This is a genomic window from Dyella sp. 2HG41-7 (assembly GCF_021390675.1).
In the GTDB taxonomy this organism is placed as follows: Bacteria; Pseudomonadota; Gammaproteobacteria; order Xanthomonadales; family Rhodanobacteraceae; genus Dyella_B.
Genome location: NZ_JAJEJV010000004.1, coordinates 894088 through 908873 on the forward strand (window position 1 = coordinate 894088; position 14786 = coordinate 908873).

Here is a 14786-nt window from a genome sequence, read left to right on the forward strand (position 1 = left end):
ACGGGGGTGGCCTCCGACTATGGAGGCATCGCACCCCCGCGAAAAGGGGGGCGACCGAAAAAATTGTACGTGACAGTACAGCTACACGGATACCGGTGGAAAAGGACGGCGCGTCGAGGCGAGCGCCTTAAGCGGCAAACGGCGGGAACGTCACGCGCATGCGCGCGCCCGTTCCTTCCAGCGCCGTCAATATCTCGAACCGGGCGCGATGGCCGCGCGCGATCTCTTCAACGATCGCCAGACCCAAACCGCTGCTTTGCGTATCGCTGCCGGCCGACCGATAGAACCGTTCGCGCACGCGCTCGCGTTCGGCGGGCGGAACGCCGGGGCCGCTGTCTTCCACTTCCAAATACGGCGCCCGATTGAACAAGCCGCAACGCAGCGTGATGCGCCCGCCATCCGGCGTATGGCGGATGGCATTGTCGACCAGATTGATCAGCAATTCGTGCAAGAGCCAATGCACGCCGCGCACCGGCGCCGGTTCGCATTCGGCGCCGAGATCGATGTTGTGGGCGATGGCGCGGTCCAGCATCGAATCGGCCACGGTGCCGATCAAGGCATCGAGCTGGACGACGGCGAAATCGCCGGGGTTGTGCGCCGAAGGTTCTGCGCGCGCAAGCGCCAGCAATTGATTGGCGGTGTGCGCCAGGCGATCCACGCTGTTTTGCAGTCGTTCGATGCGCTCGTGTTGGGCTTCGTCCTGCGTTTCGCTGGCGAGGACTTCCAGCTGGGCTTTCAAGCCGGTCAGCGGCGTACGCAGCTGGTGTGCGGCGTTCGTCAGAAAATGCTGCTGCGACAGCGCGGAATTGCGCACGGTAAGCAGCAGCGTGTTGAGCGATTCCACCAACGGATGCACTTCGCTGGGCACCGATTCCAGCGGCAGCGGTTGCAGGGATTGCGGTTGACGGTTGGCGATACGGTCGCGCAGGCGATTGATCGGGCGCAAAGCGACCGTGATGCCCAGCAAGCACAAGCCCAACACCAGCAACAGCTGGATGCCGTCGCTCAGTCCGACCACTGTATCGAGTCGACGCGTAGCTCGGTCGCGCCGATGCACGGTTTCGCCAACGGTGACGATCACCGGTTGGCCGCCAACCTCCGTGTGATAACTGACGATGCGCAAAGCCAGTTGCTTGTAGTCGGCATCGCCGTACGAGAAATTGTCGATCTGGTTGCCTTGCGCGACGGGCAAGCCTTTGTCGCCGTCCAGCGTTTGGCCGTCTGGAAGGCTAATGCGATAGACGAAGCTTTCTTTCGACCCCGGGTACAGTCGCATCCAGGACATCGATCGAATATCCGGACCGAAGCGATTCGGCGGGCCGCCCCGTTCGAAAGGCACGTCTTCGGGCGGTGGCGGCATGTGCTCGTCCGGCTGACCAAACCGCATCGGGCCCGCATCCGATCGTTCGATATAAAGCTGTCCGTCGGCGCCGCGCTGCACGCGCGCGGCCATCGCGACCGCTGCGCGCGACAAAGCGCGGTCGAACGCTTCGGACATTGGCGTCACGTACGTGCGATGGTCGGCCCAGATGCTGAGGACCAACAGCAGCACCAGCGGCAGCAACAAGTAACCCAGCAACCGCCCACGGATGCTCGGCGCACGTCGCGATTTGGACCCCAGGGACATTCGTTATCGAGTGCTACGCGTCATCAAGGCGATAACCCAGGCCGCGGATACCACGCACCGTGGCCGCCTCGCCTAGTTTCGCGCGCAAACGCGATACGTGCACCTCGATCGCATTGCCGGAGATTTCCTCGTCCCAGCTCACGATGGCCTGAATCAGGCGTTCCTTGCTCACCACGCGGCCGCTGTGATGCGCCAGGCACTCCAGAATCGACCATTCGCGGCGCGTGAGTTCGAGTACGCGCCCGGTGTCGTCCATGGCGCGGCGACCGGCCAAATCGATGCGCAGGCGACCGACCACCATTTCATTGGCCGCCGCCGCGGTGGCGCGGCGGATCAGCGCGCGGCAGCGCGCGGCCAATTCGGGCAGGGCGAACGGCTTGACCAGATAGTCGTCGGCGCCGAGATCCAGCGCGTTGACGCGGTCGTCCAGGCCGTCGCGGGCCGTCACGATCAAGAGCGGCAGCGAGCTGCCGTCGCGGCGCAGGCGGCGTACCAGGGTGAAGCCGTCTTCGCCGGGCAGACCCAGGTCGACGATGGCCAGATCGTAGTGAGTGGTATCCAGGCGCGATTGCACGGATTCGGCGTCGCCTACCGCGTCGACCACGTAACCGGCGGTGGCCAGACCGCGCACGATGGCGTCGGAAACCAAGGGATCGTCTTCAACTAGCAGGATGCGCATACGACTTGAAGAGTGGGGAGTCTCAAAATCCTATCAGCTAATACTGTACGAATCCCAAGTCTGTCGACGAGTAAGCGTTGAGGCGCCGATAACGAAAACTTACTGTAAGGTTCGCCGCGCTTGAAACGGGCGCTTTTGCGTGGATCGCCTCATAAAAAAAGCCGCCTTTCGGCGGCTCTTTTTACGTGCCTTTGATGCGATCAGCGCTTCATCGAGTTGAAGAATTCGTCGTTGGACTTGGTGTTCTTCATTTTGTCGAGCATGAATTCCATCGCGGCCAGCTCATCCATCGGATGCAGCAGCTTGCGCAGAATCCAGATCTTGGCGAGCAGGTCCGGTTCGATCAGCAGATCTTCGCGGCGGGTGCCGGAGCGGTTGATGTCAATGGCCGGATACACGCGCTTTTCGGAGATACGGCGAGACAGGTGCACTTCCATGTTGCCGGTGCCCTTGAACTCTTCGTAGATCACCTCGTCCATCTTGCTGCCGGTGTCGATCAGCGCGGTGGCGATGATGGTGAGCGAGCCGCCTTCTTCCACATTGCGCGCGGCGCCGAAGAAACGCTTCGGACGCTGCAGCGCGTTGGCGTCCACACCGCCCGTGAGCACCTTGCCGGAACTCGGCACCACGGTGTTGTAGGCGCGGGCCAGGCGCGTGATCGAGTCGAGCAGGATCACCACATCTTTCTTGTGTTCGACCAGGCGCTTGGCGCGCTCGATCACCATTTCGGCGACCTGCACGTGACGCACGGCCGGTTCGTCGAAGGTGGAACTGATCACTTCGGCGCGTACGGTGCGGGCGATTTCCGTCACTTCTTCCGGGCGTTCGTCGATCAACAGCATGATCAGGTGAACGTCGGGATGGTTGTACTGAATCGCCTGCGCCACGTTCTGCAGCATCATCGTCTTACCGGATTTCGGCTGCGACACGATGAGGCCGCGCTGGCCGCGACCGATCGGCGCGACGAGATCGAGGATGCGTCCGGTGATGTCTTCCGTCGAACCGTTGCCGCGTTCGAGCTTGAAAGCTTTGCGCGGGAACAGCGGCGTGAGGTTCTCGAAGAGCATCTTGTTCTTCGAGGCTTCCGGCGGATCGCCGTTGATGTCGTCCACTTTCAGCAGTGCGAAGTAGCGCTCGCCTTCCTTGGGATGACGCACGCGTCCGGTGATGTAGTCGCCGGTGCGCAGGTTGAAGCGGCGGATCTGGCTGGGCGAAACGTAAATGTCGTCGGGGCCGGCCAAGTAGGATTCGTCGGCCGAACGCAGGAAGCCGAAACCGTCCTGCAGAATTTCCAGCACGCCTTCGGCCCAGATGCCGCCGCCGGAGCGGGCGTGCGCCTTGAGGATGTTGAAGATCACATCCTGGCGACGCTGGCGGGCGACGCCTTCCTGGATGCCGAGCGATTCGGCGAATTCCAAAAGCTGGATCGGATTCTTGCGCTTCAGCTCGGTAAGGTTGATGACGCGATCATTGCTGCCGATATCCGCGTTCTCGTCGTCGACCGGCAAACCGTGCGGATTGCGCGGCTGACCGCCCGGGCCTTGCGGGCGCTGGCCGCCGCGCTCGTGACGGCGGCGGCGATTGCGGTCGTTACGATCATTGCGGCGATCGTTGCCGCCCTGACCTTGCTGATTGGCCTGATAACCACCGCCACCGGCGTTGCCGCCCTGGTTGTTCTCGCGGGGTTCCTGATTCTCGCCGCCTTGGCCGTTGCTGTAGCGCAGCGACTCCTGCGTGGGCGCGGACGTTGCCGGCGCTTCTGTACGGACCTCGACGGGAGGCAGTGCAGGGCGTTCGGCGGGAGCGGGCCGATCGCTCGACGCGTTTCCTTCGGCTGGCGCCGCGGCAGGCGCGGATCGGCGTGGCGAACGAGTGCGGGTAGGCGTTTCACTCACAGACTTGGTTTCGGCGCGGGTAGCGTCGGAAGATTCTTTGCTTTCGATATCGGACACGGGCAAACCTCACGGGGCGCCGTTGATGACAGGAGGGAGGACGAGCGTTGCGCGGAACGCGCGAGAGGGCTGGACAGCCCCAACTGAATAAGGAATCTAGCACCCGTCGCGCAGCGCCGTAAAGGGCGGCTGCAGCGACGGATGGTGAGGCGGCGAATTAGATCGCTTTATCGATCATCTGGACCAGCTGGCCCTTGCTGACCGCGCCGATCTGGGTGGCTTCCACCTTGCCGTTCTTGAACACCATCAGCGTGGGAATGCCGCGTACGCCGTACGTGCGAGGGGTTTTCTGGTTGTGATCGATGTTCAGCTTCACAATGCGCAGCTTGCCCTCGTACTGCTTGGCCAAGTCGTCCAGCACCGGGGCGATGGCTTTGCAGGGGCCGCACCATTCGGCCCAGAAGTCCAGTAGGACGGGGGTGTCGGAATTGAGCACTTCCTGGTCGAAGGCGTCGTCGCTCACATGGGTAATCAGTTCGCTCACCGTGGTGTCTCCGAATAAGGCGAGAGTGGGTCGGGGTTAAGACCGCGTGCTATTCATCAGTTACACTACTTAAGTGCCCATGAAGCGCGGGTCGATCCGGGAAAGTGGAATTTGCCGTTGCGGCAAGGTTTCCATTCCAGCCTAAGTCGGGACGCGATTCAAGCGATTCAAGGGTGCCCCGCAGCTTGTCCCGCTGGCATAGGTGAGGCCGTTTTACGAGCCGTTTCACCTATGCTGGCGGGGGTTTAGCTGTGCTTTCGATGCCATTGCGAGCATCGCATTCATCCACTGTCCCAAGGTTGCCTGACTGACTGCGGGACCGGGCCCGAGCTTGGTCGCCGGCCCGTACCTGACTCCCCGTTCATGTCGCAAACCGTACTTACCGAAACCTTCTTCACCCAATTCGACTTGCATCCGCTGTTGCAGAAAGGCCTCGACGAGGCCGGATTTGCGCGCTGCACGCCGATTCAAGCGCTGACGCTGCCCGTGGCCCTTACCGGTCGCGACGTGGCCGGGCAGGCCCAGACAGGCACCGGCAAAACCTGCGCCTTCCTGGTCGCCATGATGAATCGGCTGCTGACGCAACCTGCCGTGGCCGAACGCAAGGATTCCGATCCGCGCGCGCTGGTGATCGCGCCTACGCGCGAACTGGCGATCCAGATCGAGAAAGACGCCAAGAACATCGGCCGCTACACCGGCCTGCGCACCGCGCTGATCTACGGCGGCGTCGATTACGACAAACAGCGCCAGCAGCTGAAAGACGGCTGCGACATCATCATCGCCACGCCGGGTCGTCTGCTCGACTACTACAAGCAGAACGTGTTCGGCTTCAACGGCGTGGAAGTGATGGTGATCGACGAAGCCGATCGCATGTTCGATCTGGGCTTCATCAAGGACGTGCGCTTTATCTTCCGCCGCTTGCCTGCGCGCGAACAGCGCCAGGTGCTGCTGTTCTCCGCCACGTTGTCGCATCGCGTGCTGGAGCTCGCGTACGAGCACATGCACAACGCCGAGAAGCTGGTGGTGGAGACGGACAACGTCACCGCCGATCGCGTGCGTCAGCAGGTGTACTTCCCCGCCAAGGAAGAAAAGATGCCGTTGTTGCTCAACTTGCTTGAGCAAACCAAGGCCGAACGCAGCATTATTTTCGTGAATACGAAAGCCGCCGCCGAGCGCATCACCGATCGCGTCAAGCGACAGGGTTACCGCGTCGGCGCGCTCTCCGGCGATGTGCCGCAGCTCAAGCGCCAGAAGTTGCTGCAGCGTTTTCAGGACGGTCAGCTCGATATCCTGGTGTGCACCGACGTCGCCGCGCGTGGTCTGCATATTCCGGCCGTGAGTCACGTGTTCAATTACGACTTGCCGCAAGACGCCGAAGATTACGTTCATCGCATCGGCCGCACCGCGCGCCTTGGCGCCGAGGGCGATGCGATCAGCTTCGCCTGCGATTTGTATGCGATGTCGTTGCCGGATATCGAAACTTATATCGGCCAGAAAATTCCGGTAGCGACGATGGATCCGGCGTTGCTGCTGATGCCGGCGCCCAAGCAGATCGATGCGCAGTACGCCGCCGATGCCGCCGCCGACAGCGAGGCATTCGGCGACAGAGTGACGCCGCACGGCGACAGCAAGAAACCCGGCGGTTCGCGTCGCGGTCGCGGTGGTCGCAGCGGCGATCGCCCGGCGCGTTCGGAGCAGCGTCGCGACGATCGTCCGCGCAAGCCGCGCGAAGACAAGCCAGCCGCAGCGAACACGAATGTTCAGGTCGAGGCGCGGCCAGCCGTTGCGCAAGAAGGCGCAGAAGGCGAAGGCCAGCGTCGCCGTCGTCGCGGCGGTCGCGGTCGTCGTCGTCCGGGCGCGGCGCCCGCCGCGGAGATGGCGGCCAATCAAAACGTGTCGAACGGCGGCAGCCGTCCTTCGCGGCAAGTCGTGGCGCAAACGCCGTCGGGCGAACAAGCCGCGCCGCAAAAGGTCGGCTTCTTCCGCCGAATCGCGCGTCTGTTTACGGGGCGCTGAACCCGCGCATGCGTCGCCGCGCAAATTTTTGGCGACGCATCCCGCAAAGGTGCGCACAACGCTAACGCTTCCCTTATCCTTGCGCCCATCCAATCACGTTCTAGGATGGGCAGCGCGGTGATCCGCTTCGATCAGGTCAGCAAGCGTTATGAAGGAGGGCATGAAGCCCTTTCGCAGCTTACGTTCGAAGTCGCCAAAGGCGAGATGGCGTTTGTGACCGGGCATTCGGGCGCTGGCAAGAGCACCTTGCTCAAACTGCTGGCGTTGATCGAGCGACCCTCGCATGGCCATGTCACGCTCGATGGCCAAAGTCTCGCCAAGATCGGTCGCGCGGGCATACCCAAATTGCGCCGTAGCCTGGGCATGGTGTTTCAGGATCATCACTTGCTGATGGATCGCACCGTATTCGCCAATGTCGAGTTGCCGTTGGTGATCGGCGGCATCGCGCCGCTTGAGCGTGGTCGTCGCGTGCGCGCGGCGTTGGAAAAAGTCGGCCTGCTCGATTACGAACGGCAATTGCCGGCATCGCTTTCCACCGGCGAGCAGCAGCGCGTGGGTATCGCGCGCGCCATCGTCGCCAAACCGAGCGTGCTCATCGCCGACGAACCCACCGGCAACCTCGATCCGCAACTCGCATTCGAGATCATGGGACTGTTCGCCGAATTTCAGCAGGTGGGCACTACCGTGCTGGTGGCGACGCACGATCTGCCCTTGATCAAACGCATGAGGAAGCGCGTGGTCGTGCTCGATCACGGTCGCCTCGTGGCGGACGTTTCCGCGGAGGAGGTGCTATGAGCGCATCGACCGACACGCAAACGCCGACGCCCGCACCTGTGCGCAGCGAACGCAGTCATCGTCGCCCGGTTTCGAGCTGGCGCGAGCATCACAGCTGGAGCGCTGGCGCGAGTTTGCGTCGCCTCGCATCCAAGCCCGTCGGAACCTTGCTCACCGTCGCGGTGATGGGCCTGGCGTTGGCGTTGCCGCTGGCGTTCTACATGCTGCTTTCGAACGTGCAAACGCTCGGCGATGCGCTGGGACGCAATCAGGTCGTGAATGTCTTCCTGAAGCCCGATCAAGTCGCTGGCAATGCGCAGATGCTGGCCAAGCAGATCCAGCAGCACGACGGCGTCGCCAGCGTGACGGTGAAATCGCCGCAACAGGGCATGGACGAATTGAGCAAGATGCAAGGATTTTCCGATGCGCTGCACGCGCTCGACGACAATCCGCTGCCGTTCGTGCTTCAGGTGCAACCGCAAGATGGCGTTTCCGCCGATGCGGTCAGTCATCTCGTGGACGATGTGCGCGGTATGCAAGGCGTCGATATGGTCCAGGACAGCGGCACCTGGCGTGAGCGACTCGACGCTTTGCTCGGTGTGGGCAATCGCGCTGTGATGATTCTGGCGGCGCTGTTTGCGCTGGCGGTTCTGCTGGTGGTCGGTAATACGGTGCGCGTGGATATCACCAGCCGCGCCGAGGAAATCGGCGTGCTGAAGCTGATAGGCGCCAGCCGCGCGTTCGTGCGGCGTCCCTATCTCTATGCGGGCGTCTGGTATGGCCTCTTCAGCGGCATCCTGGCGGTGGGGTTGGCGATCGCCATCGAATTTGCCTTGGCCGAACCGGTGGCTCGGCTTAGTCAGGTCTACGAAGGGAAATTCCAGGCTGGCGGCTTGCCGCCGTGGCTGTTGTTGAGCGTTCCCGTCGCTGCGGCTTTCCTGGGTTGGCTGGGCGCACGCTTGGTGAGCGCCTGGCAATTGCGTAAGGCGGCGTAAATCGCCCGCCCACGTACGAATGTGGCGAGCGGTGAAGCCGTTCGCACAGCCCGTTGCCTGTCTGATTCACCATAGCGATGTGGTCGATGGCCGGCTCGTAACGCGGCTGTTTCCTCACAACCGGATAGAATGTGTGCCTACAGGCGCAGGGGGCGCTTGACGACATGGAGCACGGAAGCCACGCAAAACCGGGACGGTGGGGTTTTTGATGAGTTCAAGCATCAGCAGCCGTGATCTGAGCACCGCGCCGCGTGTGCTGGTGGTCGACGGTTCCAAGGTGGTTCGCCAGCTGATTTCGCGCGTCCTGCAAGCGGAATTGCCGCAGGCCGAGGTCGTCGGTTGCGGCTCGGGTGCGGAAGCGCATCGGCTGCTCGAAAACGGCGTGTTCGATTTCATTACGATCTCGCTGCGCCTACCCGATATGGACGGTTTGGAACTGGCGCGCTACGTGCGCGAATCCGCGCCGCAAGTTTATGTGCCGATCGTGGTGGTGTCCGGCGATGTGGATGATCGTCTGCATCGACGCGCCTTGGGCGAACACGTCACCGATTACTTCGACAAATCGCTCGGTTTCCAAGCGCTGGCGGAATTCATCCGCGGTTACGTGCGCCCGGAAAGCGCCGCCGAAGGCGTGGTGCTGTACGTGGAAGACAGCCGCGTGGTGGCGCTGGCGACGCGCCGCATGCTGGAAAAAATCGGGCTCACCGTGCGTCACGTGGTCAGCGTGGAAGACGCACTGGCCTTGCTCGAATCCGAGCGCGCGCAAGGTACGGTCGGCGCCGATCTGGTGCTCACCGACGTGAGCCTCAAAGGCGAATTGACCGGCGGCGATTTGCTGAAATTCATCCGTCTCGATTTTGGCTACGGCAAAGGCAAGTTACCGGTGCTGGTGATGACGGGCGACGAGAACCCGGACAATCAGGCCGCGTTGATTCGCGCGGGCGCCAACGATCTGGTCGAGAAGCCCGTCGAAGAAAAACTGCTGGTGACCAAGCTGCTGTTCCAGTTGCGCGTGGCGCAACATCTGCGCGGACGCGATAGCGCCGGAGCAATCTGATCGCTCTCGGCTGACGTGTCGCGTCGGCGCGGTGCGCATACGCGTGGCCGACCTAATCGTTATGATTCGGGGATGGCTAACGATCAACACGCAGCCCCGATGAGCGAAGAAGAACGCGTCAAACTCGAACCGTCCTGGAAAAGTCGCATCGGCGATTATTTGCAGCGACCTGAGATGCGCACGCTGTCCGAATTTCTCCGCGCGGAGAAACGTGCCGGCAAAGTGATTTATCCGCCGGGCCCCGAGATTTTCAACGCGTTTCAGCACACACCGTTCGAGGCCGTGCGCGTCGTGATACTCGGGCAGGATCCGTATCACGGCCCGGGGCAGGCGCATGGTTTGTGTTTCTCGGTGCGCCCCGGCGTGCCGGCGCCGCCGTCGCTGGTGAACATCTTCAAAGAGATCCAGCGCGATCTCGGTTATTCGCCGCCTGACCACGGCTGCCTGACACCCTGGGCGGATCGCGGGGTGCTGTTGCTCAACGCGGTGCTTACCGTGGAGCAGAGCCAGGCCGCCTCGCATCAGGGCAAAGGGTGGGAAGGTTTCACCGACGCGGCGATCGATGCGCTCAATCGGGAGCGCGAGGGGATCGTCTTCATGCTCTGGGGCTCTTACGCCCAGCGCAAAGGGCAGCTTATCGACACCTCCCGCCACGCGGTCCTGAAGTCGGTGCACCCCTCGCCCTTGTCGGCGCATCGAGGGTTTATCGGTTGTGGACACTTTTCGAGTGCCAACCGTTACCTGCAGGAACAGGGGCAACCGCCCATCGACTGGTCGCTGCCGCTTCGAGCTCAGCTGCGCGACGAATAACTACAATTGTTTCGCTGTGACCGACCCTTTGGTATGGCGGAGTCATCGGCACGGTGACTGCGGCCATCCGGAATGCACAGGAACTCTGGTGAGGAGCATGGCCATGAATACATCCACCTCAATGAACAGCCTGCATTTTACGAATCCAGTCGCCCCCGAGCCGCATCCGGTAGGCGCGCATTGCGACATCCGGCAGTTTCGTCACACGGATTTCGGCGAAGCGATGAGTCCGCTGGTATTGGTTGATCACTTCGTTATGACGGGCCCTACCTTCGAAGTGCACCCCCATGCAGGCATGTCGGCCGTAACGGTGTTATTTGAGGACACGCAGGGCTGGATGAGCAGTCACGACAGCGTCCACAACGATCACAGGATCGAACCCGGTGGCCTGCATTGGACGCTGGCTGGTCGCGGCGTCGTGCATACCCAGCAACCCGAAGGCGATAACCCGCGCCTGAATGGCTTGCAGCTCTTTGTCAATCTATCTCAACGGTTAAAGCAGATGGCGCCCGCCACCATGCTGCTGCGGCCGCAAGATGTCCCGGTTGTGGAGGTCGAGGGCCTCCGGCTGCGTGTGTTGGCGGGCTCCTTGGAGGGCAAGACAAGTCCGCTGATAACCCCAGAGCCGATTCTCATCCTGGACGGTTGGCTAGCCGATGGCGCGACAACGCGACTCCCCCTCCAAGCCGCCTGGAATGCTTGGGTTTATGCGCGTACCGGCAGTCTTTCCGTGCGTGATATCGCCGGTGAAGCGAAGGTCACCTTGGTCCCGGGTCAAGCAGTGGCCGTATCCGCCGATCAGCCCGGAGTGCTTGTATTGGGGTCGCCAGGCGGCGAGGTCCGTTTCGTGGTCATTGCTGGCCCGGCCATTCACGAACCGGTGGTTCAGTACGGTCCTTTCGTGATGACCAGCATTGAGGAGATGGAGCAGACCGTTCGAGATTTTCAGGCCGGAAAGTTCGGTACGGTGCGCCCGTTCACTTGAATCAAGCGGCGTCAGCCCAGCCTTTAACCGGCCACAAGTCATGCTTGAACTCCGGCTTTGGGGCACCCATCCGGGATGGACATGCCCGGGGTATTCGTGTACTATTTAGTACACAAAAGGCGCCGGAACTCATCGGTGCCTTTAGCACTCTAAGTATCCGAGTGCTAAGCTCAACCCCATATCTCTGGAGGTTCCAACATGTCCCAAGCCTTGGTAACGGCCAATCTGCCGGTTCCTAGCGTCGTCGGCAGTCTGGATGCCTATATTTCGGCCGTCCATCGCATTCCCGTGCTCAGCCAAGAGGAAGAGCAGGATCTGTCGCGTCGATATCATGAAGATGCCGATCTCGCCTCGGCCCGCAAGCTGGTGATGTCGCACCTGCGTTTCGTGGTGCATGTGGCTCGCGGTTACAACGGGTACGGTTTGCAGCTGTCCGACCTAATTCAGGAAGGCAACATTGGCCTGATGAAGGCGGTCAAGCGTTTCGACCCCGACCAGGGCGTGCGCCTGGTCAGTTTCGCCGTGCACTGGATTCGCGCGGAAATGCACGAGTTCATCCTGCGCAACTGGCGCATCGTCAAGGTGGCTACCACCAAGGCGCAGCGCAAGCTGTTCTTCAACCTGCGCAAGAGCAAGAAGCGCCTGGGCTGGATGAATGCCGAAGAAGTGCGCACGGTCGCCAAGGACCTTGGCGTGCCGGAAGCCACCGTACGCGAAATGGAATCGCGTCTGTCCGGTCGCGATATCGGCTTCGAAGCCCCGGCCGATGCGGAAGAGGATGCCAAGCCGGCACCGGAAGCGTTTCTGATCGACGAAGGCGCCGATCCGTACGAAAACGTGGCTGACGCCGACCAGTCCGACAACCAGCTGGAAACGCTGTCGTCCGCACTTCAAAAGCTGGACCAGCGTTCGCGCGACATCATCCAGCGTCGTTGGCTCAACGAGGAAAAGGCCACGCTGCAAGATCTTGCCGATGAATACGGTGTCTCCGCCGAACGCATCCGCCAGGTCGAAGCCAACGCCATGAAAAAGATGCGCGGTTTGTTCGCAGCCTGAAGCCGTACTGACACGGCAATCACGACGGCCTCCCTCGCGGAGGCCGTTTTGTGTTTAAGTCCCGCGTGAAATTCAACGCGGACGCCCATGCCTCACATCCTGGTCATCGAAGACGACGAGATCACCGCACGCGAAATCGTGCTGGAGCTGGCCGCGCATGGCATCAGCGCCGACCGCGTGCACGATGGCGCGCAGGGTTTCCAGCGCGCCCAGGAACCACATTACGACGCCATCACCCTGGACTTGATGCTGCCGGGCATGGACGGCCTCACGCTGGTAAAGCAATTGCGCGAACGCGGCATCACCACGCCGGTGCTGATGATCAGCGCGCTCGGTGACGTGGACGAACGCGTGCGCGGCTTGCGCGCCGGTGGCGACGACTATCTCACCAAGCCGTTTGCACCGGACGAAATGGCGGCGCGCATCGAAGTGCTGTTGCGTCGGCATCGCCAGGAACAACCTTCGCAAACCAAGCTGCGCGTCGCCGATCTGGAACTGGACATCATCACGCGCACGGCGCGCCGTGGAAGTCGCGAATTGACGTTGCTGCCCACCGAATATCGTCTGCTGGAATTCCTGATGCGCTACCCGGGCCAAGTGCTAACGCGCGCGATGATTTTCGAAAGCGTGTGGGGATTGCGCTTCGATCCCGGCACCAATCTGATCGACGTGCACATCGCGCGTTTGCGTCGCAAGGTCGACAACGAAGGCGAACCGTCGTTGATTCGCACCATGCGCGGATCGGGATATCGACTTGGCTAATCCCACCCAAAATCTCGGAATTCACTGGCGCGCCACCACCTCGCGTTTGCTGCTTGCCTACGGCGTGTTCTTCGTCATCTGGGGCACGGTGCTGCTGGGGTCCATTTATTGGGAAGCGCGGCACTATCTGGAAAACCGCACGGATACGCAGCTCAAGCAGCAAATTGGTTATCTGCGCAGCTTGAACGAAGACCACATGCTGGTGGCGTTGAACGACTACATGGTGCTCGAGCAAACCAACTACAACGCGTGGGGTTTGTTCGACGCGCACGGCAAGTGGCTGTACGGCGATGTGTTGCAGATACCCGAGGGCCTCAAGCCCGATATGGTCACCGTGCGCATGTCCACCGAAAATGTGGAGAGCGGCCCGTTCGCGCCGCAAACGCCCACACTTTCAGTGATCGCGACACGCCTCGACAACGGCCAAATACTCGTGCTCGCGCATGCCACGCGCATTGCCGCGCGCGTGGGCGGCATCATTTTGCACGCGTTGTGGTGGGGGCTTTCCTTTACTTTGGTGCCCGGTTTGATCGGTGGTTTGATCCTCAATCGCGCACCGCGTCGGCGCATTCGGCAGATCGAATCGGCCACGCAATTGATCGTGCAGGGCGATTTGCATCGTCGCCTGCCGGTGGGCGAACGCGGCGACGAACTGGACCGACTCGCCGCCATCGTCAACAACATGCTCGACCAGATCGAGCGATTGATGGGCGAAGTGAAGGGCGTCTGCGACAACATCGCGCATGATCTGCGCACGCCGTTGACGCGTTTGCGTTCGCAGTTGTACCGCGTGCAACAGCAAATGAAGGAAGACGATCCGCACGCCGCGTTGATCGAACAATGCGTCAGCGACATCGATGAAGTGCTCGCACGCTTCCGCGCGCTGCTGCGCATTTCGGAGTTGGAAGATCGGCGCCGGCGCGAAGGCTTCGTCGCAGTTGATCTGGGCCAGACGCTGCAGCACGTGCACGAACTGTATGCGCCACTGGCAGAGGACCAGCAACTGCAATTCGCGTTGCAGATCGATCCAGATCTGATCGTGCAGGCGGACCCCGATCTGCTGTTCGAGGCGCTGGGAAATCTGGTCAGCAACGCGATCAAATTCACGCCCTCGGGCGGTCGCGTGTCGCTGAGCGCGGTGCGCGTCGATGCAGAGTCCGCGCTTCTGGAAGTGATCGACAGCGGTCCTGGCATCCCCGAAGCGCAGCGGCAGGTCATCTGGCAGCGGTTCTATCGTGGTGATGCGGGGCGCGATGTGCCGGGTCACGGGCTGGGGCTTAGCATCGTCGCGGCCATCGCCAAGCTGCACGACTTCGGGTTGTCCATCGGGGATGGCAATGAGGGCACATCGATCAGTATGCAATGCCGTCTGCAGTCTTCGCATTCGACCGCTTAGATCGCCTATCGCACACCGATACAGGGCCTGAAGTCTCCCGACTTTCCACGCGCACGCCCGGTCGGGATTTTTCAAGTCGCCTCAGCGTCATCCCAGCGAAAGCTGGGACCCAGTGCCTTTGGCCCTTTGTTAAGTCGCTGGATCCCAGCTTTCGCTGGGATGACGAGCAAAAAAACGGAATCGTCGAATTCCA

General features: G+C 61.8%; 13 protein-coding genes. 9 read left to right on the forward strand and 4 right to left on the reverse strand.

Features of this window, described 5'->3' with window-relative positions; translation table 11 throughout:
- Positions 1-127 precede the first annotated feature (127 nt).
- The 4 genes from L0U79_RS05450 to trxA form a co-directional block, all read right to left on the reverse strand.
- Positions 128-1627 carry an ATP-binding protein gene (locus tag L0U79_RS05450; RefSeq protein WP_233840870.1) on the reverse strand — a complete coding sequence of 500 codons (1500 nt, stop codon included), beginning with the start codon at positions 1625-1627 and terminating at the stop codon, positions 128-130.
- A 13-nt stretch (positions 1628-1640) separates the two neighbouring features.
- Positions 1641-2306 carry a response regulator gene (locus L0U79_RS05455; protein WP_233840871.1) on the reverse strand — a complete coding sequence of 222 codons (666 nt, stop codon included), beginning with the start codon at positions 2304-2306 and terminating at the stop codon, positions 1641-1643.
- Between the two features lie 200 nt (positions 2307-2506).
- Positions 2507-4258, reverse strand: a complete 1752-nt coding sequence (rho, locus tag L0U79_RS05460) for a transcription termination factor Rho (RefSeq protein ID WP_233840872.1) — start codon at positions 4256-4258, stop codon at positions 2507-2509.
- Between the two features lie 157 nt (positions 4259-4415).
- Positions 4416-4742, reverse strand: a complete 327-nt coding sequence (trxA, locus tag L0U79_RS05465) for a thioredoxin TrxA (RefSeq protein ID WP_233840873.1) — start codon at positions 4740-4742, stop codon at positions 4416-4418.
- A 363-nt stretch (positions 4743-5105) separates the two neighbouring features.
- Between trxA and L0U79_RS05470 the strand changes: the two genes are divergently transcribed.
- The 9 genes from L0U79_RS05470 to L0U79_RS05510 all read left to right on the forward strand — a co-directional run bounded on the left by L0U79_RS05470 (position 5106) and on the right by L0U79_RS05510 (position 14593).
- A complete protein-coding gene (locus tag L0U79_RS05470; protein WP_233840874.1) occupies positions 5106-6758 on the forward strand; it encodes a DEAD/DEAH box helicase in 1653 nt (550 codons plus the stop codon).
- Positions 6759-6863: 105 nt separating this feature from the next.
- Complete coding sequence (ftsE, locus tag L0U79_RS05475; RefSeq protein ID WP_233840875.1) at positions 6864-7553, forward strand: cell division ATP-binding protein FtsE; 690 nt, start codon at positions 6864-6866, stop codon at positions 7551-7553.
- Positions 7550-8527, forward strand: a complete 978-nt coding sequence (ftsX, locus tag L0U79_RS05480) for a permease-like cell division protein FtsX (RefSeq protein WP_233840876.1) — start codon at positions 7550-7552, stop codon at positions 8525-8527. The genes ftsE and ftsX overlap by 4 nt, the downstream gene beginning before the upstream one ends.
- A 208-nt stretch (positions 8528-8735) precedes the next feature.
- Positions 8736-9584 carry a response regulator gene (locus L0U79_RS05485; RefSeq protein ID WP_233840877.1) on the forward strand — a complete coding sequence of 283 codons (849 nt, stop codon included), beginning with the start codon at positions 8736-8738 and terminating at the stop codon, positions 9582-9584.
- A 99-nt stretch (positions 9585-9683) separates the two neighbouring features.
- Positions 9684-10394 carry a uracil-DNA glycosylase gene (ung, locus tag L0U79_RS05490; protein WP_233843837.1) on the forward strand — a complete coding sequence of 237 codons (711 nt, stop codon included), beginning with the start codon at positions 9684-9686 and terminating at the stop codon, positions 10392-10394.
- Between the two features lie 103 nt (positions 10395-10497).
- Positions 10498-11379, forward strand: a complete 882-nt coding sequence (locus tag L0U79_RS05495) for a pirin-like C-terminal cupin domain-containing protein (RefSeq protein WP_233840878.1) — start codon at positions 10498-10500, stop codon at positions 11377-11379.
- Positions 11380-11577: 198 nt separating this feature from the next.
- On the forward strand, positions 11578-12435 hold the full coding sequence (gene rpoH / locus L0U79_RS05500) for an RNA polymerase sigma factor RpoH (RefSeq protein ID WP_233840879.1): 858 nt from the start codon (positions 11578-11580) through the stop codon (positions 12433-12435).
- An 87-nt stretch (positions 12436-12522) separates the two neighbouring features.
- Positions 12523-13197 (forward strand): response regulator transcription factor, encoded by a 675-nt coding sequence (locus L0U79_RS05505; RefSeq protein ID WP_233840880.1) that lies wholly within the window; start codon positions 12523-12525, stop codon positions 13195-13197.
- A complete protein-coding gene (locus tag L0U79_RS05510; protein ID WP_233840881.1) occupies positions 13190-14593 on the forward strand; it encodes a HAMP domain-containing sensor histidine kinase in 1404 nt (467 codons plus the stop codon). Before L0U79_RS05505 ends, L0U79_RS05510 begins: the two co-directional genes overlap by 8 nt.
- Positions 14594-14786 lie beyond the last annotated feature (193 nt).

Bases quoted from the DNA above. Each gene is read 5' to 3' on its own strand.
- L0U79_RS05470 (WP_233840874.1), top strand. From the start codon at position 5,106: ATGTCGCAAACCGTACTTACCGAAACCTTCTTCACCCAATTCGACTTG.
- ung (WP_233843837.1), top strand. From the start codon at position 9,684: ATGAGCGAAGAAGAACGCGTCAAACTCGAACCGTCCTGGAAAAGTCGC.
- L0U79_RS05455 (WP_233840871.1), bottom strand. From the start codon at position 2,306: ATGCGCATCCTGCTAGTTGAAGACGATCCCTTGGTTTCCGACGCCATC.
- rpoH (WP_233840879.1), top strand. From the start codon at position 11,578: ATGTCCCAAGCCTTGGTAACGGCCAATCTGCCGGTTCCTAGCGTCGTC.
- L0U79_RS05505 (WP_233840880.1), top strand. From the start codon at position 12,523: ATGCCTCACATCCTGGTCATCGAAGACGACGAGATCACCGCACGCGAA.
- ftsX (WP_233840876.1), top strand. From the start codon at position 7,550: ATGAGCGCATCGACCGACACGCAAACGCCGACGCCCGCACCTGTGCGC.
- L0U79_RS05485 (WP_233840877.1), top strand. From the start codon at position 8,736: ATGAGTTCAAGCATCAGCAGCCGTGATCTGAGCACCGCGCCGCGTGTG.
- L0U79_RS05495 (WP_233840878.1), top strand. From the start codon at position 10,498: ATGAATACATCCACCTCAATGAACAGCCTGCATTTTACGAATCCAGTC.
- ftsE (WP_233840875.1), top strand. From the start codon at position 6,864: ATGGGCAGCGCGGTGATCCGCTTCGATCAGGTCAGCAAGCGTTATGAA.
- L0U79_RS05450 (WP_233840870.1), bottom strand. From the start codon at position 1,627: ATGTCCCTGGGGTCCAAATCGCGACGTGCGCCGAGCATCCGTGGGCGG.